The sequence below is a fragment of the Streptomyces sp. NPDC050535 genome, assembly GCF_044457665.1.
Classification (GTDB): domain Bacteria; phylum Actinomycetota; class Actinomycetes; order Streptomycetales; family Streptomycetaceae; genus Streptomyces.
In genome coordinates, this window is sequence record NZ_JBITHE010000025.1 from 14,301 (window position 1) to 40,372 (window position 26,072).

Annotated in this window: 14 protein-coding genes and 2 pseudogenes; 7 read left to right on the forward strand and 9 right to left on the reverse strand. The window is 70.1% G+C overall.

Annotated features, from left to right (window positions below):
• Positions 1-110: 110 nt before the first annotated feature.
• Positions 111-1,904: a serine hydrolase gene (locus ACIBLC_RS35865; RefSeq protein ID WP_399215605.1), complete on the forward strand. Its 1,794-nt coding sequence runs from the start codon at positions 111-113 to the stop codon at positions 1,902-1,904.
• 28 nt (positions 1,905-1,932) lie between these two features.
• Here ACIBLC_RS35865 and ACIBLC_RS35870 read toward each other — a convergent pair whose 3' ends face one another.
• The 7 genes from ACIBLC_RS35870 to ACIBLC_RS35900 form a co-directional block, all read right to left on the reverse strand.
• Positions 1,933-3,504 carry a phytoene desaturase family protein gene (locus tag ACIBLC_RS35870; protein WP_399215606.1) on the reverse strand — a complete coding sequence of 524 codons (1,572 nt, stop codon included), beginning with the start codon at positions 3,502-3,504 and terminating at the stop codon, positions 1,933-1,935.
• A 90-nt stretch (positions 3,505-3,594) separates the two neighbouring features.
• Positions 3,595-5,874, reverse strand: a complete 2,280-nt coding sequence (locus ACIBLC_RS35875) for a tetratricopeptide repeat protein (RefSeq protein WP_399215607.1) — start codon at positions 5,872-5,874, stop codon at positions 3,595-3,597.
• Between the two features lie 63 nt (positions 5,875-5,937).
• Positions 5,938-6,795: an oxygenase MpaB family protein gene (locus ACIBLC_RS35880; RefSeq protein WP_399215608.1), complete on the reverse strand. Its 858-nt coding sequence runs from the start codon at positions 6,793-6,795 to the stop codon at positions 5,938-5,940.
• A 360-nt stretch (positions 6,796-7,155) separates the two neighbouring features.
• Entirely contained in the window at positions 7,156-9,471 is a 2,316-nt protein-coding gene (locus ACIBLC_RS35885) for a beta-glucosidase (protein WP_399215609.1), read from the reverse strand.
• A gap of 226 nt (positions 9,472-9,697) precedes the next feature.
• Positions 9,698-10,516: a carbohydrate ABC transporter permease gene (locus ACIBLC_RS35890; protein ID WP_399215610.1), complete on the reverse strand. Its 819-nt coding sequence runs from the start codon at positions 10,514-10,516 to the stop codon at positions 9,698-9,700.
• Positions 10,513-11,361 (reverse strand): carbohydrate ABC transporter permease, encoded by an 849-nt coding sequence (locus ACIBLC_RS35895; protein ID WP_399215611.1) that lies wholly within the window; start codon positions 11,359-11,361, stop codon positions 10,513-10,515. The genes ACIBLC_RS35890 and ACIBLC_RS35895 overlap by 4 nt, the downstream gene beginning before the upstream one ends.
• A gap of 98 nt (positions 11,362-11,459) precedes the next feature.
• The gene (locus ACIBLC_RS35900) at positions 11,460-12,743 is read right to left on the reverse strand and encodes an extracellular solute-binding protein (protein ID WP_399215612.1); all 1,284 of its coding nucleotides are present in this window, start codon (positions 12,741-12,743) and stop codon (positions 11,460-11,462) included.
• Positions 12,744-13,386: 643 nt separating this feature from the next.
• Between ACIBLC_RS35900 and ACIBLC_RS35905 the strand changes: the two genes are divergently transcribed.
• Complete coding sequence (locus ACIBLC_RS35905; RefSeq protein WP_399215613.1) at positions 13,387-15,654, forward strand: glycosyl hydrolase family 95 catalytic domain-containing protein; 2,268 nt, start codon at positions 13,387-13,389, stop codon at positions 15,652-15,654.
• Positions 15,655-15,816: 162 nt separating this feature from the next.
• Here ACIBLC_RS35905 and ACIBLC_RS35910 read toward each other — a convergent pair whose 3' ends face one another.
• Both ACIBLC_RS35910 and ACIBLC_RS35915 read right to left on the reverse strand, forming a co-directional pair.
• Complete coding sequence (locus tag ACIBLC_RS35910; RefSeq protein WP_399215614.1) at positions 15,817-16,815, reverse strand: LacI family DNA-binding transcriptional regulator; 999 nt, start codon at positions 16,813-16,815, stop codon at positions 15,817-15,819.
• Positions 16,816-17,047: 232 nt separating this feature from the next.
• On the reverse strand, positions 17,048-19,237 hold the full coding sequence (locus tag ACIBLC_RS35915) for an RICIN domain-containing protein (protein ID WP_399215616.1): 2,190 nt from the start codon (positions 19,235-19,237) through the stop codon (positions 17,048-17,050).
• A 709-nt stretch (positions 19,238-19,946) separates the two neighbouring features.
• Here ACIBLC_RS35915 and ACIBLC_RS35920 point away from each other — a divergent pair.
• From ACIBLC_RS35920 to ACIBLC_RS35940, 5 genes and pseudogenes are all read left to right on the forward strand, one after another.
• A pseudogene (locus ACIBLC_RS35920) lies at positions 19,947-20,081 on the forward strand (PadR family transcriptional regulator); the annotation flags it as partial.
• A gap of 65 nt (positions 20,082-20,146) precedes the next feature.
• Positions 20,147-21,082 carry an NADPH:quinone reductase gene (locus ACIBLC_RS35925; RefSeq protein WP_399215658.1) on the forward strand — a complete coding sequence of 312 codons (936 nt, stop codon included), beginning with the start codon at positions 20,147-20,149 and terminating at the stop codon, positions 21,080-21,082.
• A 190-nt stretch (positions 21,083-21,272) separates the two neighbouring features.
• Positions 21,273-23,489: pseudogene (locus ACIBLC_RS35930) on the forward strand (MMPL family transporter); the annotation flags it as partial.
• Positions 23,490-24,045: 556 nt separating this feature from the next.
• On the forward strand, positions 24,046-25,383 hold the full coding sequence (locus tag ACIBLC_RS35935) for a sensor histidine kinase (RefSeq protein WP_399215617.1): 1,338 nt from the start codon (positions 24,046-24,048) through the stop codon (positions 25,381-25,383).
• A complete protein-coding gene (locus tag ACIBLC_RS35940; protein ID WP_399215618.1) occupies positions 25,380-26,036 on the forward strand; it encodes a response regulator in 657 nt (218 codons plus the stop codon). Before ACIBLC_RS35935 ends, ACIBLC_RS35940 begins: the two co-directional genes overlap by 4 nt.
• Positions 26,037-26,072: the final 36 nt, after the last annotated feature.

Consider the following 26,072-nt stretch of genomic DNA (forward strand, 5'->3'; position numbering starts at 1 on the left):
TCCTGGAACCGCCTGCCATGGTTGACACACCCTTGACCTGACAGGAAAGTTTCACCCCGCACGGCGAATCCGGAAAGATACTTTCAGGCGGCGCGGCGGGAGACTCCTCGATGACCGAAGAAGCAGTGGGCAATTCGGCGGGCGGGCCGACCCGTCGTCAAGTGGGCAGACGGGTACTGGCCTTGGGCGGCGCCCTGGCCATCGCCCCCTTCCCCGCAGGGCCCGCAGCGGCAGCCGCGCAGGACGGCGGCGGGCGGCCGACCCTGCGGCACGGATCGGCCGAGCGGGCAGGACTGCTCCCGGACCGGCTACGGCAACTCGTGGTCGACGCCGAGGCGTTCCTCGGCCCCTCCCCCGCCCACCCCTGGTACGCGGGCGCCGTACTCCTCGCCGGACGTGGCGGAACCGTCGCCCTGCATCAGCCGATCGGCATGGCGGTGCGATATGCGGCCTACGACGAGAAGACCGACACCGGAGTCGAGTTCCCCGCCGCTCAGCGGATCGCGGCGGCCAAGGACACCGTGTACGACCTCGCCTCCGTGTCGAAGCTTTTCACGTCGATCCTGGCGGTGCAGCAGATCGAGCGCGGCACGCTGGAGCTGGCGGCGACGGTCGCCTCGTATCTCCCGGAGTTCGCGGGCGGAGGCAAGCAGGACATCACGATCCGTCAACTCCTCACCCACACATCGGGTTTCCGCGCCTGGATCCCGCTCTACAGCGCGCCCACCCACGAGGGGAAGCTCCAACTCATCTGGAACGAGGCGCCGCTCAACCCACCAGGCACCAAGTACCTGTACTCGGACCTGAACCTGATCTCGCTCCAGCTCGTCCTGGAGAGGATCACGGGCCGCACCCTCGACACCCTCCTCCGCGACGAGATCACCGCCCCGCTCGGCATGCACCGCACCCGCTACAACCCGCCCGCCTCCTGGAAACCGAGGATCGCCGCCACCGAGGACGCCCGGCTGCCCTGGTCGGGGCTGAACCGGGGACTGGTCTGGGGCGAGGTGCACGACGAGAACGCGTACTCGCTGGGCGGGGTGGCCGGCCACGCGGGCGTGTTCTCCTGCGCCTGGGACCTGGCGATCCTCGGCCGTACGCTGCTCAACGGCGGTGCGTACGGCAGGGCGCGCATCCTGGAGCCGAAGACGGTGGACCTGATGTTCACCGACTTCAACACCGCGTTCCCCGGCGACGAGCACGGCCTCGGTTTCGAGCTCTACCAGCACTGGTACATGGGCGCGATGGCCACCCCGCACACCGCGGGCCACACCGGCTTCACCGGCACCTCGATCGTCCTCGACCCGACGACCGACTCCTTCCTGATCGTCCTCGGCAACTCCGTTCACCCCTACCGCGGTTGGCGATCCGGCTCCGCTCCCCGGGTCGCCGCGGCGAACAGTCTGGCGCGCGCCGTACCGGTACGCCCCGCCCGTGGCCGCACGTCCTGGTTCTCCGGGACGGCGAGCACCACGACGGCCACGCTGGCCCTGCCCGCACTCGACACCGGCACCCGTCCGGCGCGCCTGCGCTGCGCCCTGTGGTGGGACACCGAGCCCCAGTCGGACCTTCTCTGCTTGGAGACCTCCGCCGACGGCGGTACGACCTGGCAGCCGGTGCCCTTCACGACCGCGGCCCCGCACGGCGGTGAACCACTGGAACACCCCACCGGCACGGTCACCGGTTGGTCGGGGCGGGTCTGGCACCGGCTCACCGCCGACCTGCCCCAGGCGCGGCAGCTCACCGCACGCTGGCGGTACACGACCGACCGGCTGTACGTCGGTCGCGGCGCGTACGTCGACACGCTCCGCGTCGAGTCCGCCGGCCGGGTCCTCTTCGACGAGGCACGGCCCGCGGACGCCGCCCGGATCGAGGCCGTGGGCTGGGCGGAGTCCGGCGACTGAGGCACCGCCACCGGCCTCCGCGTGCCGGCTAGCGAAGGTGTCCGGGGTCCCGATCCTCCAGCACGGCCATCGCCGCGTTGTGCCCGGGGACCCCGCTCACCCCGCCGCCGCGCACCGCGCCCGCCCCGCACAGCATGACGTTCGGATGGCGGGTCTCCACGCCCCAGCGGCCCGTGCCCTCCTGCGTGTACGGGAAGGCGAGGTCGCGGTGGAAGATGTTGCCACCGGGCAGCCGCAGGTCGCGTTCCAGGTCGAGCGGGGTCTTCGCCTCGATGCAGGGGCGGCCGTCGGCGTCGATGGCCAGGCAGCTCACCAGCGGCTCGGCGAGGTGGGCGTCGAGCTGCGCCACGGTCGACTTGAGCAGCTCGTCGCGTACGGCGTCGTGGTCCCGTTCGAAGAGCCGGGCCGGCGTGTGCAGCCCGAAGAGCGTGAGGGTCTGGTATCCCTGCTCGACCAGGTCCCGTCCGAGGATGCTCGGGTCGGTGAGTGAGTGGCAGTAGATCTCGGAGGGCGGGGCGGCGGGCAGTTCGCCGGCCGAGGCCTGCGCGTGGGCGGTGGCCAGCTGCTCGTATCCCTCGGCGATGTGGAAGGTCCCGGAGAACGCCTCGCGAGGGTCGACGGAGGTGTCGCGAAGCCTCGGCAGCCGCTTCAGAAGCATGTTCACCTTGAGCTGGGCGCCCTCGGCGGGGGTGGGCGGTTCGTCACCGGTGAGGCGGGCGAGCTCCTGCGGCGAGGCGTTCACCAGGACGTGCCGGGTCGCGACGACGCCCTCGCCGTCCGCGCTGCGGTAGGTGACCTCGGCGGCCCGGCCGTCCGTCTCGATCCGCACCGCCTCGTGACCGGTGGCGATCACGACGCCCGCGTTGCGTGCCGCGGTGGCGATCGCGTCCGTCAGCGCGCCCATGCCGCCGACCGGCACGTCCCAGGCGCCGGTGCCGCCGCCGATCACGTGGTAGAGGAAGCAGCGGTTCTGACGCAGGGAGGGGTCGTGGGCGTCCGCGAAGGTCCCGATGAGGGCGTCGGTGAGGACGACACCGCGTACCAGGTCGTCCGCGAAGTACTCCTCGACCGCGACGCCGACCGGCTCCTCGAAGAGCACCCGCCACGCCTCCTCGTCGTCGACCCGCCCGCGCAGCTCCTCGCGGGTGGGCAACGGCTCCGTGAGCGTGGGGAACACCCGCTGCGCGACGCGGCCCGTCATGCCGTAGAACCGCCGCCACGCCGCGTACTCGCTGTCCGACCCGGTCAGCCGCGCGAACGCCTCGCGGGTGCGCCGTTCGCCGCCGCCGACGAGCAGCCCGGTCGGCTTCCCGTCCCGCTCCACGGGTGTGTACGAGGAGACGGTGCGCCCGCGTACCCGGAAGTCCAGCCCCAGATCCCGCACGATCTTCCGGGGCAGCAGGCTGACCAGGTACGAGTAGCGCGACAGGCGCGCGTCGACCCCGGCGAACGGCCGCGTGGACACCGCGGCGCCGCCGGTCGTCCGCAGCCGCTCCAGCACCAGCACCGACCGCCCGGCCCTGGCCAGGTAGGCGGCGGCGACGAGTCCGTTGTGGCCCCCGCCGACGATCACGGCGTCGTATCCCTCGAGTGCAGGCATGCTTCTTGGTAGCACGCGATGATCTACGACGGCCAGGGGTACGCGGCAGGCGGCGGGCGCCCGTATGGGCGCGTACGTGTCCGGCGCCGTTCAGTGTCCCCCGGACGCCCGCTGCTGGCGCAGGGCCGCCACCCTCCGGTACAGCTCCACCGCCTCCTGGCCGTGCCCCAGCTGTTCCAGGCAGTGGGCCTCGTCGTTGCGGCTGGCGAGGGCGTCGGGGTGGTCGGCGCCCAGGACGCGTTCGCGGGCGGAGGCGACGCCGCGGTACTCGGTGAGGGCGTCGGCCCAGCGGCCGAGCCAGCCGAGGCCGACGGCGACCTCGCGGCGGCTCACCAGGGTGTCCGGGTGGTCCGCGCCCAGGACGCGCTCCCGGATGGCGCACACGTCGCGGGACTCCGCGAGGGCCTCCTCCCAACGGCCCATGCGGCCGAGGTTGACGCCCAGGCCGTGCCGGGCGCGCAGGGTCTCGGGGTGCGCGGGGCCGTGCACCCGGACGCGGTCGTCGATCAGGTCGCGGTACAGGTCCAGGGCCTGCGCGCTGCGGCCGAGGCGGCCGAGGCTGATGCCGACCTCGTAACGGGCGGCGAGGGTGTCCGGATGATCGGGGCCCAGTGCCTGCGCACGGGCCTCGGCCACCTCGCGGTAGGTGTGCAGCGCTTCGGGCCACCGCCCCAACTGGCCGAGCGCGTAGGCGACTTCGTACCGCGTGACGAGCGTGTCGGGGTGCGTCGCGCCGAGCACCCGGGCACGGACGGACGCCACCTCGCTCGCCATGCGGTACGAATCCTCCAGGCGGCCGAGTCTGCTCAGGTTGAAGGCGAGGTTGTGGCGGCAGCGCAGGGTGTCCGGGTGCTCGGGGCCCATGGCGCGCTCCCGGGCGGCGAGTACGGACGTATAGGCCTGGTGGGCCTCGAAATGGCGGCCGAGCTGCCCGAGCACGTACGCCATCTCCTGCCGTGCGGCGAGTGTGTCGGCGTGCTCGGGGCCGAGTACCCGTTCCCTGGTCTGGGCGACGTGCGCGTACTCGCGCAGGGCCTCGGCGGGGCGTCCGGTGCGGCTGAGGGTGAAGCCGACCTCGTAACGGCTGGCCAGTGTGTCGGGATGGTCGGGCCCCAGAACGTGCTGGCGCTCGGCGGTGACCGCGCGGTGCACCTCGCCCGCCTCGGTCCACCGGCCGAGCCGACCGAGGCTGAGTCCCGCGTTGTGCCGTCCCGCCAGGGCGGTGAGCACCTCCGGTGCGGGGGTGGGGCGTTCGACGCGCTCGGGCACCCGTCCCACCGCGGTCGACGGACGCGCGATCCACTCGCCGGTGAGGCCCGCGGAGGCGTCGGGCGGTGTGACGCGCAGTCCGGCGCCGGTCGCCTTGTGGCCCGTGGTCATGCCGTGGGTCCAGGAGGGCAGCCGTGCCTCGCGGGACGGCGGCTGTCCGGGACGCGACTGGACCGAGGGAGCCAACAGCCTCTGATCCGGGCCCGACCGCACCAGGGCGGGCGTCACCACCGTCGGCACGTACATCGGGGTGGTGCGGCCCGCGCTGATGCGGCGGCCGAGTTCGCGGGCGTCCTGCGGGCGCCCCTCGGGTTCCTTGACGAGCAGATCCAAGATGATCTTCTCGAAGTACTCGGGGAGTTCGGCCCGGTGGCGGCGCGGCGGTTCCGGAGGTGTGTCCCGGTGGCCGACGAGGACCGCCCACGCGTCGTCGAGGTCGAACGGCGGCGCCCCGGTGGCGATCTCGTAGAGCACGCATCCGAAGGAGTACAGGTCGCTGCGCTGGTCGACCTCGGTGCCGCTGATCTGCTCGGGCGACATGTAGTGCGGGGTGCCCATCGCGATGCCGGTGCCGGTCAGCCGCGAGGTGAACCCGATGTCGTGGCCGAGGCGCGCGATGCCGAAGTCGCAGATCTTCACCGTGCCGTCGGTGAGCCGCATGATGTTCGCGGGCTTCAGGTCGCGGTGCACGATGCCCTGTTGATGGGTGTAGGCGAGGGCCGCCGACACCTGGTCGGCGACATCGACCACGTCGGCGACCGGCAGCGGGTGCTGCTTGTTGTCCTCCAGGAGCTGGCTGAGGTTGCGCCCTTCCAGCAGCTCCATCACCAGATAGAGCACGCCGTCGGACTCGCCGAAGTCATGGACGACCGTCACCCCGCGGTGCTGGAGCGCGGCGGCCACCCGGGCCTCGCGCCGGAACCGCTCCCGCAGCACCCCGGTGAAGGACTGATCGTGGTGCGGGCCCAGGGGCTTGAGGCACTTGACCGCCACCTGCCGGCCCAGCGACTCGTCCCGGGCACGCCACACCTCGCCCATACCGCCGCGCCCGATGAGATCGAGCAACCGGTACCGGCCCTGGATCAGCCTCGTCTCCGCCATCTCCCGCGACCGCCCCCGTCGATGCTCGCCCCGCGCCCTCCCCGGCCCGTCCAGTATGGCGAGTTATCTGTCGGCTTTGTACGGCGCGGGGCGCGAGCCGGGGCCGAGTCGTGACATGGCGCGCAGAATGTGTTTTGGCGGAAGTTGCCAGCGCAGACGTGCGGGAACACAGCGCAGCATGGTGCCCGTGACACGCAGGCGCCGATTCACCGCGGCGGGCGACGGGGCCGGTCTGCCGTACAACTCGTGGGCGTACGGCGGCAGGGCGGCGTACGCGAGTCCTGCCACGCGCCGCCACAGCACGGCGCGCGCCGGTACGAGCAGGGGGTGCGTCGGCGGGCGCATCAGGAAGTCGTCCACGTCACGCGCCTCCGGTCCCGCCGCCAGCTCGGGCAGCACCTTCTCGAAGTAGCGGGCGAGTTGGGCCCGGTCCGCGGGTACGTCCTCGGGGTCGAGTCCCACCAGCCGTGCGCTGACCCGCTGTTCGTGGATATAGCGGTCGGCCCGCGCGTCGGTGAGGCGGAACCCCGAGTGCCGCAGGACGTGCAGATAGGAGTCGATCTCCGCGCAGTGCACCCACAGCAGCAGTTCGGGTTCGTCGATCCGGTAGCGCTCCCCCGTCTCCGGGTCGGCCGCTGTGAGCATCGTGTGAATCCTCCGCACGCGCGCCCCCGCCTCCTCCGCGACCTCACCGGTCCCGTACGTGGTCGTCGCCACGAAGTCCGCGATGCGCCTCAGGCGGCCCCACGCGTCGCGCCGGAAGTCGGAGTTCTGCATGACTCCGCGCACCGCTCGCGGGTGCAGGGCCTGGAGGTAGAGCGCGCGGATTCCGGCGACCCACATCATCGGGTCGCCGTGCAACTGCCAGGTCACCGAACCGGGGGTGAAGAGTCCCGGATCACCCGGTTTCAAGGCCTCCATACCAACAGTGTGACCAGGATTCCCAGTTGGCACCACCCAACATTGATGACCTGCACCGATACCATGTGGCTTCAGCTGCTGGAGGCACGGAATCAGCAGAGACGGACAGCAACCGCGGGCGTTCCCCGGTGACAAGCTTCCCGGCCGCGCCCCATCCGATTCCGGGCCGGTCGCGAAGAAGGTGCCGTGCGCTGTGTGCCGGGGACGCCGAAGCATCGGGGCGCCGTCATGCCGCACAACGCGGTACCCGGACCCTGATCACGGCCGTCGCCCCCTCCCATGCTCCGCGCGGGCGGCACTTCGGCCGGAGACGTGGCACATCCCGGGCCGAAGTCGTCATGGCCCGCGGTGTATCGAACCTCAGCCCGGGAGCACCGTGACAGGCGTGGTCATGGTGCGGGTGTGGTCCACCATGCGCTCGTCTCCATGCAGGGTCACCGGGACGGGCACGCCGGGATCGACCGCCGACCGGGCGACGGTGAACGTTATCCCGCCGGGTTCGACGCGCCGGCGCAGGTCCCTTCCGGTGAAGCTGGTCATGTCCGTGTGGACCTGGAACTCGACGACACGGGTTTCACCGGCGGCGAGGTCGACACGGGCGAACCCGATGAGCTGGCGCACGGGGCGGGTGACCGAGGCGACCTGGTCGGTGAGGTAGAGCTGGGGCACGAAGGTGCCCGCCCGCCCCCCGGTGTTGGAGACCGCGGCTCGTACCGTGATCGTCGCGTCGACAGGCACGGCGGCTTCGTCCACGTGCACGTCCCCGATGGCGAAGGTCGTGTACGACAGGCCGTGGCCGAACGGGAACGCGGGCGTGGGGTCGATGTTGCTCACTCCGTCGCTCTTGAGAGCGAGCGGGGGCGCCAGGTAGGTGCCCGGCTGCCCGGCCGTGTCACCCGGGATCTGCACCGGAAGGCGTCCGGAGGGGTTGATCCGCCCGGAGAGGACTCCGGCGATCGCCGCCGCACCCTCCTCGCCGGGGAAGAACACCTGGACGGTCGCGTCCGCGTTCCGGGCGTGCCTGCCGATCGCGTACGGGCGGCCCGAGACGACGACGAGGACGGCTCGCTCCGCCGCGGCGAGAACGTCGTTCACCAGTTCGTCCTGAACTCCCGGAAGCGTGAGTACGCCGACGTCGCAGCCCTCGCCGGAGGAACCGTGCCCGAACATGCCGGAGCGGTCGCCGACGACGAGGACCGTCACGTCGGCCGCAGCCGCCGCAGCCACCGCGGCGGCGATGCCGCTGCGGTCGTCGCCGGTGACCTGGCAACCGGTCTCGTGGTGCACCTCGACGCCAGGGAACTCCTGCCGGAAGGCGCCGAGCACCGTGGGTGCCCCGACGCCCAGTGGGGTGTCGGGATGGTGGGGCAGTACGTGGTTGGGGAACGAGTAGCAGCCGAACAGGCACCGGTCGTCGTCGGCCGCGGGGCCGATGACGGCGACGGAGCGCGCACCCGCGAGCGGTAGCAGATCCGAGGGGTTGTCGAGCAGGACGACGGACTCCTCGGCCAGCGCGCGGGCGATGGAGCGGTTTCGGGCCGAGTCGAAGTCCGCGGGAGCGATGTACTGCCCGGGATTCCAGTCGGGGTCGAGCAGGCCGAGTTCGGCCTTCTGGGTCAGTACCCGCAGCACGGCGCGGTCGACGAGTTCAACGGGTACACCGTCGCCCAGGAGCGCCTCCCCGTATGCGGTGGTGTGGGGCAGTTCGATGTCGATCCCGGCCCGGAGCGCGGCACGTGCCGCGTCCGGGATGTCGGCCGCCACGTGATGCAGGGAGGCAAGGAACGCGATCGCCCAGTAGTCGGACACCACCGTCCCCTCGAAGCCCCAGCTCTCGCGCAGCAGCCGGGTCAGGAGTTCCTCGCTGGCGCCGCAGGGCACGCCGTCGATGTCGTTGTAGGCGTTCATGACCGAGCCGACACGGCCCTTGACCACAGCCTTCTCGAACGGCACGAGGATCAGGTCGGCGAGTTCGCGGGGGCCGACCGCGGCAGGGGCGTGGTTGCGGGCGGCCCGGGAGGCGGAGTAGCCGGCGAAGTGCTTCAGGGTGGCGACGACTCCGGCCGACTGCAACCCCTGCACGTAGGCCAGGCCGAGTTCCGAAACGAGGTAGGGGTCCTCGCCGAGCGTCTCCTCCACCCGGCCCCAGCGGTAGTCGCGTACGACGTCCACGACAGGGGACAAACCCTGGTGGACCCCGACGGCTGCCATGTCCGAACCGATGGCCGCCGCCATTCGACGGACGAGGGCGGGATCGAAGGTGGCCGCCCAGGCGAGCGGTGTGGGGTAGACCGTGGCCTGCCAGGTGGTGAACCCGGTCAGGCACTCCTCGTGGGCGATGGCCGGGATGCCGAAACGGTTGGCCGCCGTCACCCGCTCCTGGAACTCCGCCAGGCGCTTGCGGCCCGTCTCCGGGTCGACCGGCGCCGTGCCGAACACCCGGGTCAGGTGCCCGAGACCGTCGACGATCGCCTCTTCGAAGCTCTCGGAGCCGCGGAAGGTGTCCTGCATCGGGGCCACGTCCCCGGAATCGTCGTGGCCGGGCCAGGTGCTGCCGAGCTGTGCGACCTTCTCGGCCTCGGTCATGGCGTCGAGGAGGGCCCTCGCGCGAACGGACGCCGGCAGGGCGGGATCGTTCCACAGCCCGGTCGTCGGGCGCTCGTCGCTGATCGTCAAGGTCTCATCCGTTCTGTTGCGGGTGCGCGGGAGCCGCGCGGGTGGTCGGAGAGGTCGAGGAAGCACCGCCGACCGGTACAGGAGGGGCCCGGACAGACGGTTCGGCGGTCACGCGGAGGCGGAGGCGCCGGACAACGTCACGGGGAGGTGCCGGTCGGCGCCTGCCGGCGCCAGGGCCTCGGATCGAGTGGCGTCCCCCCGGCGAATCCGGCGGGGCGCGGCACCGTCACTTGCCGCCGGCGCCCATCAGGCCCGCGACGAGAGCCCGGCGGGCGAAGAGGTAGACGACGAGGATGGGGACCGCGGACATCAGCACCGCGGCCAGCAGGGCCGGCACGTTCGCCCCGTACTCGGAGACGAAGTTGTACAGGCCCAGCGTCACCAGCTTGTTGTCGTTCGACTGGGTCATGATCAGCGGGAAGAGGAAGCCGTTCCACGCCTGCAGGGCCGTGAAGACGGACGTGGTCGCGATGGCCGACTTCGACATCGGGACGACCAGGGTCAGCAGGGTCCGGGCCGGGCTCGCGCCGTCCAGCGCCATCGCCTCGTACAACTCGGTGGAGATGTCCCGCATACCGCCGCTGAGAACCAGCACGCTCACCGGCAGCGCGAACGCGGCGGTGGGCAGGATGATGCCCCACAGGGTGTCGTAGAAGCCGAGATTGTTGATGATCAGGAAGAGCGGAATGATCACCGCCTGCGAGGGGATGGCCAGGCCCAGCAGGAAGAGGCGGAACACGCCCGTGGTCATCCAGCCCCGTCCGCGCACGACGGCGTAGCTGATCGGGATCGCGAGCGCCAGCACGATGACGACCGTGGCCACCGCGACGACGACGGTGTTCCAGATGTACTCCGGGAAGCCGCTGTCCAGGACCGTGCGGAAGTTCTCCAGTGTCACGGTGTCGGGGATCGAGACGGGACCCTTGTCGGTGTACGTCGTCTGCGGCTGCACCGCAGTGTTGACCAGCGCGTACAGCGGGACGCCGATGATCAGGAGCCAGCCGAACGCGGCGACGCCGGCCACGTAGTTGGGGCGGGTTCTCACAGCCCCTCCAGGGTGCTCGTCATCTTGTCGTAGCCACTCAGCTTCGTGAGGAGGACCGAGGCCGCGGTGGCGAGCAGGAGCAGGAAGCTCGCGATGGCGCTCGCGTAGCCGTAGTCGTATGTCCGGAAGGCCGTCTGGTACATGGAGAACGGCAGGATCGCCGTGTCGGTGCCGGGGCCGCCGTTGGTCAGCAGCAGAACGATGTCGAAGGCCGTGAGACCGCCGACGACCATGAAGATGGTCGAAGTGATCATCGTGTTGCGTAGCTGCGGCAGCGTGATGTGGACGAACTGCCTGACCCGCCCCGCACCGTCGATCGCGGCCGCCTGGTAGAGCGTGTGCGGGACGGCCCGGGCTGCGCCCTGGTAGAGCAGGCTGTGGAAGGGGACGAACTGCCAGGTGGTCACGAGGACCAGGCAGGCGATCGCACCCTGCTGGGTACCCATCGGATTACTCCCGAACAGCCATTCGGTTTTGGCCGGCAGGCCGAAGTTCGGGTCCAGCAGTTGGCGCCACATGATGGCCGTGGCCGCCGTGGACAGCAGCAGCGGCAGGAAGAACACCGCCGACAGGATCGCCCGGTTGCGCTGGTGACCGGCCGCCCAGACGCCCAGCAGAATGCTGACCGGCGCCTGCACCACGATGTTCCCGACCAGCAGGACCCCCGTGACCAGGGTGGACTGCCAGACCTGGCTGTCGCCGAAGAACCGCGACCAGTTCTCCGTGCCGGTGAACTGCGGTGTGCTCAGGCCGTCCCAGTGCGTGAAGGAGAGGTACAGCACGCCCACCATTGGCGCGACGGCGAAGACGAGGAAGAACAGCAGCCCGGGAACCGCCCAGGCCACGCCGGGACGCTCCAGGGTGGGTGGAGCGTCCCTGTCACGAACCCGTTGCTTACGCACGGGCCGCGAAGTCGTTGCGGAGACCACGTGGACGCGCCTTCCTACTTCTTGATCGCGAGAACCGCGCTGACGAACTGCTCCGGCGAGCTCTGGCCATTGAACAGCTTCTGGATCTCGGTAAGCAGCGGCGTACCGAGGGTGAGGCCGAGCGCCTGGTCCCACGACTGGGTGAAGGAGGGAGCCTTCTGCACCAGGTCGTACTGGAACTTGGCGTACGCCGGGTCGGCCGCCTTGGTGAGGTACTGCGCGGCGTTGGAGGTGACCGGCACCTCACCCTTCTCGACCAGTCCCTGCACGTAGCTGTCGCTGTACGTGGTCTTCAGGAAGTCCGACGCGGTCTGCTTGGCGGCGGAGGTGGTCACCGAGAGGTAGTTCGTGGGGTTGCCCACCACGTTGCCCGCATCGCCCTTGCCTCCTTCCACGACCGGGAAAGCCACGTACCCCAGGTCGTTCTTCGCGAAGTCGGGGGCCTCGCTCTGCTGGGTCGCGTACTCCCACGAGCCCATCAGCACCATCGCCGCCTTGCCCTTGTTGAGCAGCGTGGAGGTGCCGCCGGCGCCGTAGTTGACCGATCCGAACTTCTTGCCGAACGCGCCGCTGTCCACCAGCTCCTTGATCATCTGCGCGGTCCTGAGGACGGCGGGGTCCTTCCACTGCGACCAGTCGCCGCCCTGGATCTTGTCGAACAGCTCCGGCCCCGCGAGGCGGTCGAGGAGGTACTCGACCCACATCAGCTCGGTCCACGAGGAGCTGGCGTTGCCGGCGAGCGCGAAGGGCGTGACCCCCTTGCCCTTGAAGACCTTGACCAGGTTCTGCAGCTCGGCGTAGGTCTTCGGCGGCTCGACGCCGGCGTCGGCGAAGACCTTCTTGTTGTAGAAGAGGAACACCGGCTGGGTGCCCCGACAGGGGATGCCCACGAGCTTGCCGCCGACCTTGCCCGCGGCCAGGGCCGACGGCAGGAAGTGCGACTCCAGGGCCGTGTCCAGCGTGACCAGCTTGCCGGCCGTGACGTAGTCGTTCAGGCTGCCGCCACCCCAGCTGAAGAACAGTCCGGGCATCTTGGCCGAGCCCATCGCGGTCCGCAGCTTGTCCTTGTACCCGTCCGTGGCGATCACGGTCATGCTGACCTTGCCCTCGCCGGCGGAGTTGAAGGTGTTGACCGCCGCCTTCTGGACCGAGTTGGTCGGGTCCTGCAGCGTCCAGAAGTCCACGTCGCCCGTGAGCGAGGACGTGGAGCTGCCGGACGAACCACAGCCGGCCACGGTGGCGCTCAGCGCGGTCGCCGTCGTCGCGGTGAGGAACCATCTCCGGGACACTCTGTTCATCGTTGAACACCTTTCGAGTCGGCAGGATCCCCGTGGCGGGTGCCCTGCACCCGGCAGGCCGTCCCGGGCCTGCCCGCACTGAGGGATCTGAGTCGATGGCCATGGCCGTCAGGTGCTGTTGCGCAAGTGTTGCGGTCCCGTTGCTCCTGCGGTTGAGCTGGCGTCGGTCACGTTAAGCGGCGCAATTCGGCCACGGCAATATCGGAGCGAAATCACTTCCGAAAGACTTTCGTAGTCCGAGGGCTTGCGAAACCAGGCTCAAGGCCGCCCGTAATTCCCGGTTTCGGGCGGCGCCGTGGACATGCGCACGACCAGTTCCGTCGCGGGTGCGCATGCGCGTCGTCGCGGGCGCCCTGCGCGTACGACGCGGGGGCCTGCCTTCGGCGAGGTTCGGCAGGACACACGTGGCCTCCTGAACCAGCCGCCCGAAGGACTGCCTCACTGCACCCAGTGGCGGCGGGGCCATGGCGGCCCCGAGGGCGCTGTCCAACGACATACGCAGAGCACCGAAGGCCCCGTACACCTGCGGTAATGGGGGGACTCAACGGGCGCGAAAGTCTTTCGAGGCCGGAGCGACCACCCCCTGTAGGCTCCCCCGCAGCCTGTCCGAGCCGCTCAGGCAGTTACTTCCGGGAGGCCGGGAATGCCGGTGCACAGCATCCACGACACACAGCCTGCGGACCGCTGGGAGGACGCCTTCCTCTCGGGCAACGGCGAGTACGGAATCATGGTGTTCGGGCATCCCCACCGGGAGCGGATCGTTCACAACCACCACCGTTACGTGCTGCCCAACGAGTCCCTCGGGATGCGGCCACCGGCCGTCGCCGACCGTCTTGAGCAGGTCCGTGACCTGGTTCTTGCCGGGGAACGGGAGCGGGCACAGCGCGAGTTCTCCGATGGCAGGGCGATGGCCTGGACACAGTCCTTCCATCCGGGGCACGTGCTCCATGTGGATACGGCGGGCGGTGAAGGCCCTGTTGAGCACTACCGCCGGGTCACCGACTTCGCCACCGGCGAGGTGAGGGTCACCTGGTTCGACGGGGAACGGGACTGGGTGCGGCGTGCGTTCGTGTCGCGCACGGACGCCGTCGCGGTCGTCGAGATCACCGGACCGCGGCTCGACCTGGGTATACGGCTGTCCGGCGAGCTGGCCGGCCGCCCCGCAGAGGTCACCTTCACGACCTCCGCCGAGGCCACCGGGGACAGGGAGGCGTCACTTGGGGTCGTGGGAGAGTATCCGCCCGGTCCAGGCGCGGCGGGATTCACCGGCGTGACCCGGGCCGTCGTCACCGGCGGCCAGGTCACGGCGGAGGGGGACACCGTCCGTGTCGAGGGAGCGACGCGCATTGTTCTGCTGACCCGGATGGACCGGTCGGCGCCCCTCCCCCGCATCGACGCGCTCCGCGCGGTGCTGGCTGAACTGCCCGCCGAATACGACGAGTTGCTCTCCCGCCATGCGCCCGTCCACGGCGAACTCCACGGCCGCGCCGAACTCGACCTGGGTGTGCCCGACAGCGCCCGCGGCCTCCCCGTGAGTGAGCTGATCGCCCGCGCCGACACCAAGACGCTGGACGGCGCACTGATCGAGGCGCTGTTCCACTCCGGCCGCTACCTGCTGCTCAGCTCCAGCGGGGTTCTCCCGCCCCGGCTGACCGGCCTGTGGCTGGGGGAATGGGGTGCCGCCTGGTCCGGCGACTACACCACCGACGCCAACATCAACCTCCAGATGGCCGGGGCTGTCCTCACCGGAATGCCCGAACTCATCGCGCCCTACGCCGCGCTGATCCGGGGGCAGATCGACGACTGGCGCACCAACGCCCGCACGATCCACGGCACCCGAGGGGTCCTCGCCCCCAGCCGGACCGACGGCGAACACGGGCTGCTCTTCCACCTGAACGACAACTGGCCCTGGACCATGTGGCTGGCGGGCGCGGACTGGCTGCTGTTCCCCCTGCACGAGTACTGGCAGGCGACCGGAGACGACGGCTTCCTCGCCCGTACCCTCGCCCCCTGGCTCGTCGAGGCCGCCGTCTTCTTCGAGGACTTCCTCATCCGCGAGGACAGTGACGGGCACGTCGTCCTGGTCCCCTCCTACTCCCCCGAGGTCGGCCCTCGCGATGGGCGGGGCATGTGCGGGGTGAACGCCACCATGGACCTGGCCGCGGCCCGGCACGCCCTCACCACCGCCGCCGACGTCTGTACCCACCTCGGCATCGAGGAGGCTGCGACCGACCGCTGGCGCGCGCTGGCCGCACGGCTGCCGCCGTATCGCATCGACGACCGGGGGGCGCTCGCCGAGTGGGCGTGGCCCGGACTGGAGACCGCGGGCGACCACCGGCACGTCAGCCATCTCTACCCGGTGTGGCCGCTGCACGACATCACCCCGGACGACACCCCTGACCTGGCTGCCGCCGCTCGCGAGGCCCTGCTGCGACGTAGGGACGAGAACCTCTCCGCGCACGGCAGCCTGCACCGCGCCCTGGTCGCCGCACGCTTGAAGGACAGCGGGACGGCGAGGGAGAACGTCCTCAAGATCGTGGGCCGGAACATGGTCTTCCGGTCGCTGATGACCTCGCACAACCCCGATCTGGAGATCTACAACGCGGACGCCGCCCACTGTCTGCCGGCCGTGGTCGTGGAGATGCTGCTCGACTCCCGTCCCGGGATCGTGGAACTCCTGCCCGCCCTGCCACCGGAGTGGGGCTCCGGCAGTCTGCGCGGCATCGCCACGCGCGCCGGGGTGAGCGTCGACGAGCTGACGTGGGACGTGCCGGAGGGCTTTGCCCGGGTGGTTCTCACGTCGCCGGTCGAGCGGGACGTCACCCTTGTATGCCGTGGTGCCGCGGACCGGCGGCAGCTTGTGCACCTCCTGCCAAACGCCCCCACCACCGTGTCCGTCACGCTCGTCTGACACCTGAGGGGCGGGCTCTCGCCGGACGCCACCTCTCGGCAGCGCCGGTCGAGCCGATCCGGCCAATGCACCACTGCTGGTCGGTGGATCAGAAGCAGGCCGGCGCCGGACACGGCAACCGCGCGACTTCGGCCTGCTCCGCGTCGTGACGGAGGCAGGCCCTCACTCCGTACCGACCGGGCGGCGCACCGACGTCGAGGTACGCAGCACGAGTTCCGTCGCCAGTTCGATCCGCGACGACGCGGGCGGCCGTCCCTCGGCCATGTGAACGAGAACCCGGGTGGCTTCGTGGCCCAGTTCCTCGAAGGGCTGGCGAACAGCGCTCAGCGGCGGGCAGGCCATGGCCGCCACGAGGGTGTCGTCGAAGGACATGACCGCAAGGTCCTCGGGGACTCGGAGCCCGTGCTGACGGGCAGCCTCCAGGACACCGAGCGCCTGCGCGTCACTCGCCGCGAAAACGGCCGTGGGCCGGTCATCGGAGCGCAGGATCTGCAGGGTGGCGAGCAGCGCCTCCCCGAAGTCGAAATCGGTCGAGCGCACGATCGTAGGGTCGTACGCGAGCCCTGCCTCCTCCAGCGCGGCCCGGTAGCCGTGGAGCCGCGCCGCCCCGGCCAGCGAGTGCGATCGTCCCGCGACCATCCCGATCCGAATGTGCCCGAGTCCCAGCAGGTGCTGCACCGCTTCCCGGGCCCCGTTCCAGTTCGTCACGCCGATGCTCGGGATGTCGTGGCTCGGCGCGCTGAGCGGGTCGATCAGCACGACCGGCAGCCGCTGCTCGACGATGCGGCGCTGGTCGTCCTCGGCCAGCATCGAGATCACGAAGATCAGTCCGACCGCGTCGAGCGCGACACACTCCTCCAGCCACTGGGAGATCGAACGACGACCGGTCGTCCCGGTCACCACGTCCACGCCCAGCGCGTCCGCCGCGTCCACGATCCCACGGACGACTTCCAACGTGTACGGGCCTGACAGGTCACGGAACACCGCGATGATCTGCCGGGGCACGCCGGGATCAGGCTCTCCCGGACGAACGTACCCGTGCCGCGCGAGCAGTTCCTCGACCCGGGCGCGCGTCGCCGCACCGACATCCTGACGCCGGTGCACCACCTTGGACACGGTGCTGAGCGACACCCCCGCCTCGCCGGCGATGCTGGTCAGCAACCCGTATTGCGCATCCTCGCGCGTCCTGCCCCGACCTGTCACCCGTGCGCCTCGCCTTTGAGCTGTCACTGGAAACTCCGCCGCAAGCTAACGGACCGAAATACCCGGATGCAAGGCACCCGCATCGGTCAAGCCCACTGGGACCCTCGAGGGAGAGCAGGACGGCTTCGATCACACCCCGTTCACCCGGGGTGCGGCCGCACCGTCGCGGCCACACCCCGCTGGTTGCGTACTATCCCCGGCTCCACCTCTGGGTGGCGTTGCCGAGAGCCGTCCACAGCTGCACCTTCGATCCGTTGGCCGTCGCCGAGTTCGTGACGTCGAGAGCGTGGCCGTTGGAGCGGTTGATCACGGATCCGTCCAGACGGAACCACCACTTCTGGCTGGACTTCCCGTTGCAGGACCACAGGATGAGCCTGGTACCCGGGGTGGTCCCGTCAGCGTCCGCGGCGAGGCACTTGCCGGCGACGCGGAGTTCGCCGGCGGCGGTCTGTGTGATGGTCTGGTTCGCGTTCCCGGAGCAGTCGTAGATCTGCACCTGTACGCCTGTCAGGCCGTTCGGCACGTCGAGACAGCGGCCGGAGTTGGCACCCTTCAGTGTGAAGTTCGTATCCGTCGGCAGCGGATCCTGGACGAGCTGCCACTCCTGCGCGTCGTCCGCCGAGGGATTGCCGGACGCGTCGATCGATGCTTCTAGATCGACGGAACCGTTCTGCGTCGCCCCGGTCATGAACAGGCTCGTGCCGCGGACGGACCGGATCTTGTAGTAGCCGTCGGTCGAGGGGACGAGGGTCCACTGCTTGTCGGTGGCACCGTCGTCGACCCACTGGGCGAGCTTCTGCCCTGCCGTGGCACTGCCGGTCCAGATCGCGGCCGAGCGGCCGCCGGCCTTGTTGAGCAGCGTGACGTCGTTGCCCTTGGCGGTCAGGTGCCAGCGCTGTGTGTCGTCGGTGGCGGCGCGGTTCCGCAGGACGAGATCGGGGACGTTCCCGGTGAGGTTGGCGTCCTGAGTCTTGCCGGCGTCGGGGCTGAGGGCCTGACCGGTCGCACGGTTGACGAGCGTGCTGTAGGCGCCCTGGGACCGGCCGAGGTCGACCTCGCCGTAGCGTATGGGACCGTAGCCCGAGCCGAAGTCGGCCTGAAGGATGACGACGCGTCTCGTGTCCTCGACGTACTGGAGATTGCGGCTGTAGCCGCCTGTGACCGGCGTCTGGTACTCCTTCCAGGTGCCGTCGCTCCTACCGGACTCGTTCACCCAGACACTGCCGCTGCTTGCCGCGTTGTAGAGGATCCGCCCGTCCGGCAGCGGGGCGAGCACCGGGCTGCCGCTCGTCGACAGCGCGTGTCCCCCGGAGGGCACCGGCAGGTTGGTGACCGGGAGGTCAGTCACGCTGTTGGGGGAGAACTTCAGCGGGTCGTCCGCGAGCCTGTATCTCACGTTCGTTCCGCCGCCCCAGTACTCGTAGGTGAGCAGCCATCTGCCGTCGGTGGTCGGGGCGATCGTCGTCATGCCGGGGCGGCCGTTGCCGATCAGTGTCTTTCCGTTGAGGTTCTCGGTCGTACCCGGGACGTCGACGATCGGCTGGGTCCAGGCAGCGCTGGTGCCGTCCCAGGTCGCGTGTACGAGGATCTGGTTGTACGAGTCCGTCGCCGTGTCGTCGTCCGGGTCGCGGGCCGGTACTCCGGTGGTGGCGTCGAAGCCGAGGTAGTCGTGCTCGTCGGAGTAGTAGGCGACGAGCTGACCGTTGCGGGCGATCAGGTACGGCTCCCACAGTGGGTCGGACTGCCTGTTGGTGTTGGCGTTCGAGACGCGGCTGCCCTGCCACCCACCGGCGGCGATGATGTTCTGGATGCTCCAGGTCGCGCCGTCGTCGGTGCTGGAGTACAACGCGATCGCCACGTCCTTGCGGTCGCCGTCCCCGTCCGCTGTCCAGTTGGGGTCGGCGGCCTTGCGCTCCTTGTAGTAGTAGTCGTCGCCCGAGACGACGCTCGCCAGGAGCAGGGTGCCGGCCGTCAGGGATCCGACGTCCTGTGGAAGCACGTAGAGGTACGGGTTCGTCCAGTTGCTCGTGTACTTCGCGTACTTGGGGTCGCTGGACAGCGCGGCGGGCGCTTTGACATCGGTCAGCTTCTGCCAGGTGGTGCCGTCGTCGTCACTCTTGTGGACGGGCAGCGTCTGTCCCACCGGATCGCCCTTGCTGTTCTCGAACGACGCCACGATGCGACCGCTCGGAAGCTGGGCCGACTTCGGATAAAGAACACAGGGCTTCTTGCTGCACGTGGCACTGTCCTGCGACACATACAGATTCGTCTGGCTCGGCTGATACGCCGAGGCACTCCCCGCGGAGGCAACGGCGAATGCCGCGCCGAGACCGAAGGCTGTCGCTGCCGCGAGGACCTTCCGCGCCATTTTCTGCATCATCTGCGATTCCTCTGAGCGTTGGTTAGCGGCGCTAGGAGCTGAGAAAGACAGCTCGGTAACCGAGACAGGAAACGACTCACATCGGACCGCAACCGGAAAGGCGTCCACCTGCCCGACAGTTGCCGTCAGAATTGCCGTCGGAGTTCTCCTGCCGACCCTCGACCTCAAGGGGGCAGAGTAATTCGCCAACTAGCTCATACTGTTTCCCTCACCTTGATTCGGCCGCAGGGCTGCGGTCTACTGATTCCCATGGATCAGCCTTCGTTGGGCGAGAAGACCTCGCGAACCGCCATGAGACGGGGTACGCAGCCGACAGCGGTCACTCATGGATCCGAATTTCGGTCGATGAGACGTGAGCCGGATGGGGAAAGTATTAGGACGCGGCGCCGCTGTGTCACTGGTGTGTTTCCGAAAATGTTTCGTACGCTGACCGGCATCAAGTGTTGACGTGGTGGAAACCATGACGGCCAGACCCACCGGGATACGAAGTCGGCTCGTCGTCCACAGAAGCAGTCCGAGCTCGCCTGGGCGGCCGTCTCGACGTACTCCCTCATACCGACCTCGCCGAACTCTCGGCCGACGCCGCTCCGCTCGACGCCGCCGAAGGGCATGCGCAGGCCGAGGGATTCGGAGGAGTGGGTGAGGTCTCATGCTCACGGAGACGCACACCGCCGCGCCCGAGGATGCCTTCCTCGTGCCGCGGGTCCGGGAGCGGCCGATGGGCGCCGAGGAGGTCACCGACCCCTACCGGCGCGGCATGCTCCTGACCGCTCGGGCGACCGGCCGCGCCGAGCGCGGCCGGCTCCGCGAAGTGCTGGGCGAACAGCCGCCCGCGTCATCCTGAAAGACACCGGAGGTACTTCCGTGCTCGCTGCCTGATACGACGAACAAGGCCCCGCCGCCGACGTCCTGCACGTCGGCGAACTCCCCGACCCCGAGCCCGGCCCCGGCGAGGTCCGCGTCCGCGTGACCGTCTCCGGCGTCAACCCCGGCGACACCAAGAAGCGGCGCGGCTGGCTCGGCTCCTCGACGCCGTACCCGAGAGTCGTCCCGCACAGCGATGCCGCCGGCATCGTCGACGCGGTGGGCAAGGGCGTCGACGCCCACCGCGTGGGGCAGCGGGTATGGGTATACGGCGCCCAGTCCTACCGCGCCTTCGGCACCGCCGCCCAGTACACCGTCGTACCCGACGAGCAGGCCGTCCGGCTGCCCGGCCACCTCGGCGACGAGCTGGGCGCGAGTCTCGGCATCCCCGGAATCACCGCCCACCGCGCGGTGTTCGCCGACGGCCCGGTCGACGGCCGGCTCGTACTCGTGCACGGGGTACTCGGCGGCGTCGGCTCCCTGGCAGCCCAACTCGCCCGCTGGAGCGGCGCCACCGTGATCGGCACCGTCCGCCGCGGCGGCGATCTCGACGGCGTCGACCCGGCCGTCGTCTCCCACGCGGTCGCCCTGGACACCGACGACCCGGCGGCGGCGATCCGCTCATACGCTCCCGACGGCGTCCATCGGGTCATCGAGGTGTCCCTGTCCGCCAACGCCGACCTCGACAACGCCGTCACCGCGCCCGACGCCGTCATCGCCGCCTACGGAACCCAGGCCGACCGCACCGAACTCCCCTTCTGGCCGCTGCTGTTCAACAACGTCACCGTGCGCCTGCTCGGCAGCGACGACTTCCCGGCCGAGGCAAAGCGCCAGGCCGCCCGCGCTCTCACGGCGGCAGCCGCCACCGGCGACCTCACCGTCGACATCGGCGACCGCTATCCGCTGGAGGACATCGCCAAGGCCCACGACCGGGTCGACGCCGGCGGACGCGGCCGGGTACTGATCACTGTCAGCTCCTGACCAGCACATCGCCGGTCACCGGTCGCAGTGCCACGAGGACGAGGGGCACTAGTACCGGGGTACTAACCGCACCCCGACGGTTCGGTCCCACAGGAGGCAGGGAGCGCGAGAAACCGCCCCTAGCTTGAGATCAAGGGTCGTTCGACCCCGTGCACTCACGTAACGATCTCTTCTCCTGTGGGAGTAATCCGTGGCCACCTTTCTGTACCGACTGGGACGGTTCGCCTTTCGGCGACGACGCCTCGTCCTCATCTTGTGGATCGCCGTCCTGGCCGCCGTGGGCATTGGCGCCATGAGCTCCACCGGCAAGACCTCGGACAGCTTCACGCTTCCCGGCACCCAGTCCCAGAAGGCCATCAACCTGCTCGGCGAGGAATTCCCGCAGGCATCCGCCGGCGGTGCCTCCGCCCGGGTCGTGTTCGAAGCACCCGACGGGCAGAAGCTGACCGCCACGGCCACCAAGGCCGCGGTCGAGTCGCTGGTGGCGAAGCTGGAGAAGTCACCGCAGGTGGCGAGTGTCTCCGACCCCTTCAGCAGCGGCCAGGTCAGCAAGGACGGCACCATCGGCTACGCCGGGGTGACGTACAAGGTCGCCGAGGCCGACGTCAGTGACGCCGCGCACGACGTCCAGACCACTGTCGTGGAGCAGGGCGAGAAGGCCGGCATCACGGTGAGCCTGGGCGGCGACGCCGTCGCCGAAACCGCCGCCAGCAAGGCCGCCGAGCTGATCGGTCTCGGCATCGCCGCCGTCGCCCTGATGATCACTTTCGGTTCGCTGATCGCTGCCGGACTGCCCCTGCTCACCGCGATCCTCGGCGTGGGTGCGGCCATCCTGTCGATCACCGTCGCCACCCAGTTCTTCGACATCGCCTCCCAGACGTCCGCGCTCGCACTGATGCTGGGCCTGGCCGTCGCGATCGACTACGCCCTGTTCATCGTGTCCCGCTACCGCAACGAGATCCGCGACGGGCACGACCCGGAAGAGGCCTGCGGACGGGCCCTGGGCACCGCCGGCTCCGCGGTCGTCTTCGCCGGCCTGACCGTGATCATCGCGCTGGCCGGGCTGAGCGTCATCGGCATCCAGATGCTCACCTCCATGGGCCTGGGCTCCGCCTTCGCCGTCGCCGTCGCCGTGGTGATCGCGCTGACCCTGCTGCCCGCCCTGCTCGGCTTCGCCGGTATGCGGATCATGAAGGGCGGACTGCTGTCCCGCCGCATGAAGGCCCTGGAGCGCGGCGAGGGCGAGTCAATGGGCGTGCGCTGGGCGAAGTTCGTCACCCGCAACCCCGTCAAGGTCCTCGCCGTCTCGGTGATCGGCCTCGGACTGCTGGCCATCCCCGCCATGTCACTGCGCCTGACCCTGCCCGACGACTCCATGAAGCCCCCCGGCAGCACCCAGCGCCTGGCCTACGACACCCTCAGCGAGGGCTTCGGACCGGGCTTCAACGGCCCGCTGACCGTGGTCGTCGACGCCCGGGGCAGTGACGACCCGAAGGCCGCCGCAGCGGACGCGACCGCGGTGCTCGGCAAGCTGGACGACGTCGCCTCGGTTCGCGACGCGGCCTTCAACGAGGCCGGCGACGTCGCCATCATCGGTGTCGTCCCGGAGAGCTCCCCGACCAGTCAGGCCACCAAGGACCTGGTCGCCGGCATCCGCGACCACAGCACGAATCTGAAGAAGGACACCGGCGCCGGCCTGATGGTCACCGGCACCACCGCCGTCAACATCGATGTCTCCACCAAGCTCGCCCAGGCCCTCATCCCCTACCTCGCCATCGTCGTCGGCCTGGCCCTCATCCTGCTCCTGCTGGTCTTCCGCTCGATACTGATCCCGCTCAAGGCCGCCCTCGGCTTCCTGCTCACCATCGCCTCCACCCTCGGCGTCCTGGTCGCCGTCTTCCAGTGGGGCTGGCTCGCGGACGTCTTCGGCGTCGACCAGACGGCGCCCATCGTCAGCGTGCTGCCCATCCTGCTGATCGGTGTCGTCTTCGGCCTCGCCATGGACTACGAAGTCTTCCTCGTCACCCGGATGCGCGAGGAGTACGTCCACGGGGCCACTCCCACACAGGCCGTCATCGGGGGCTTCCGGCACAGCGGCCGGGTGGTCACCGCCGCCGCGGTCATCATGATCGCCGTCTTCTCCGGATTCCTCCTCGACGACGCCGCACTGATCAAGTCGGTCGGCCTGGGACTCGCCTCCGCCGTCCTCTTCGACGCCTTCGTGGTCCGCATGACCATCGTCCCGGCGGTGCTGGCCCTGCTCGGCCACCGCGCCTGGGCCCTGCCCGGATGGCTCGACCGCGCCATGCCCAACGTGGACGTCGAGGGTGAGAAGCTGCGCCACACACTGGACGCCGACAGCACCAGCACCGCACCCGAGCCCGTACTCGCCGGTGTGGGCGCCGGGCTCCACCAGGGCTCGGGCGGCTACAGCGCCCCGCAGGCCTTCACCAGCGGCTCCGGCGCCGACGCCTCGGACACGACCACGTTCACGTCGCCGCTTCCGCGACACCACCGCGGCCGGCCCCGGGGACTGCCCGGACTCAAGCAGCGCCGCGCCGACCACCGTGGCGCCGAGAACCTCTCGGACACGGGCGCCGGGAGCGACGCGGCCTCGGACAGCGGCTCCACCGGCGTCAACGGCCCTGGCGACACGGAGACGCCGAGCCGTCGCGCGAAGCTCCGCAGCGAGAAGCCGGGAGCGTCCAGGTTCAAGCAGCGTCTCGCACGCACCGGTGACGCCACCCCGCCCACCGACACGGCCGAGTCGAAAGCCGGCGCCACGAAGGAGGTACGGAAGAAGATGTTCCGCAAGCGCTGACAGAAACGAGTCCCAGCGACAGCCGGCGACCACCGCCCGGCCTGCCACCGGGACGGCCGCCTCCCACCGGCCGTCCCAGCCCCGCCCGCCGGTCCGATCCCCCGGAGCCGGCGGGCGGCTCCCGACCCGCAAAGGACTCCTCGTGACCGTGCCGAGCGCAGCCGCCCCCCGCCCGGGCGAAGACCGGACCCTGGAGACCCTCGCCGGCGATTCCGAACAGCGTGTGATCGCCTCGGTACTCCTCCGGCTGGCCGCGTGGCAGCGAGCCGACCGGGCGCACCCCAAGATCCGCCACTGGGGGATTCCGGCTCTTTGCGCCGCGCTCGGCGCCACCTCCTACCTCAACCCCTTCAACAAGGGCGACGTACCGGCGCAGGTGGCACTCATCGCCGCCTTCGCCGTCCCTCTCCTGTGGCGTGAGCGCCGGCCCATGCTCGTCTTCGCACTCACCACCGCCGCGTCCGTGGCAGCGCTCCCCCTGGGGGTGATGACCGGCTCCGAGTCCGCACGCGTCGTGGCCCTCTTCAACGTCGGCCGCCACTGCACCCCGCGCCAACTGGCCCTCGCGGTCATTGTCACCACCGTGCAGCTCGTGGCGTGGGCCGCGGTGTTCTGGAGGGGCCGCCAGTTGGAGCACGCCACCCGGCCGGAGGTCGTGACCATGCTGGCGATGACCGCGATGGCGGCGTTCGCGGGGCTCGGTCTGCTGAGCCGACTGGCCGGCGCCTACATCGACACCCTGAGGAAGGAACGCGACCAACAGGCACGCCTCGCCACCGCGCAGGAGCGCGCCCGCGTCTCCCGCGAGATGCACGACATCCTCGGCCACACCCTCTCCGTCATCGTCGGCCTCGCCGACGGCGCCGCCGCCCTGACCGAGACGAAGCCGGAACGCGGCGCCCAGACACTCCGCATCATCAGCGCCAGCGGACGCGACGCCCTCGCCGAACTCCGCCGCCTGCTCGCCGTCATCGGCGACGACAACGAGCGCGTGGACGAGGCACCGCTCGCCCCACAGCCGGGTCTCAGCGATCTCGACTCGCTGCTGGAGCACGTCCGCGCGGCGGGTCCCACCGTCACCCTGGACACCCACGGCGACTTCACACGCCTGCCACCGGGTCTCCAACTGTCCGTCTACCGCATCGTCCAGGAGTCCCTGACCAACACCGTCAAGTACGCCGCCTCCGACACCTCGGTCCGCGTGTCCCTCACCGCCGGCCCGGAAGCCCTCCACGTCACCGTGGAGGACGACGGCCCGCCCCGTTCTCCGCGAACCCGTCCTCCGCGATCCGGGGGCGGCCGTGGCCTGGTCGGCATGCGTGAACGCGTCGCCCTCTACAAGGGAACCGTCACCGCGGGCCCCAACTCCCGCGGGGGCTGGACCGTCCGCGCGTTCCTCGTCCCCAGCCCGCCCTCCCCCAGTCTCTCGGCCTCTCCCGAGCAGGGGGAACCTCCATCGTCCCCGGAGCACCGCCCATGACCACAGTTCTCATCGTCGACGACCAGGCCCTGCAGCGCATGGGCTTCAACATGCTCCTGGAGGCCCAGCCCGACATGACCGTCGTCGGCGAGGCCACCAACGGTACCGAAGCGGTCCGCACGACCGCCGAACTGCGCCCCGACGTCGTCCTGATGGACGTACGCATGCCCGGCATGGACGGCATCGAGGCAACCCGGCGCATAGTCGAGTCCGGTGGCCGCTCACGCGTCCTGGTCCTGACCACCTTCGACCTCGACGAGTACGCCTACGACGCCCTGCGCGCCGGAGCCAGCGGCTTCCTGCTCAAGGACGCCCTTCCCGAGGAGCTCGTCGCCGGCGTCCGCGCGGTGGCCGCCGGCGACGCGGTCATCTCGCCCGGCCTCACCCGCAAACTCATCGACACCTTCGGCGACCGCCTCCCCGGACACTCCCCGGAGCAGCAGCTCCGACTGGACGAACTCACCCAGCGCGAATGCGAAGTCCTCACCGCCATCGCCGGCGGCTGGACCAACACGGAGATCGCCGAACGCCTCCACCTCGCCGAATCCACCGTCAAATCCCATATCGGCCGCATCCTTACCAAGATCGACGCCCGCGACCGCGTCCAGGCCGTGATCTTCGCGTACGACACCGGACTCGTCCGCCCGGCCTGACCCGCCGCGTCCCTCTCGCCCCGCTCTCCCGGCCCG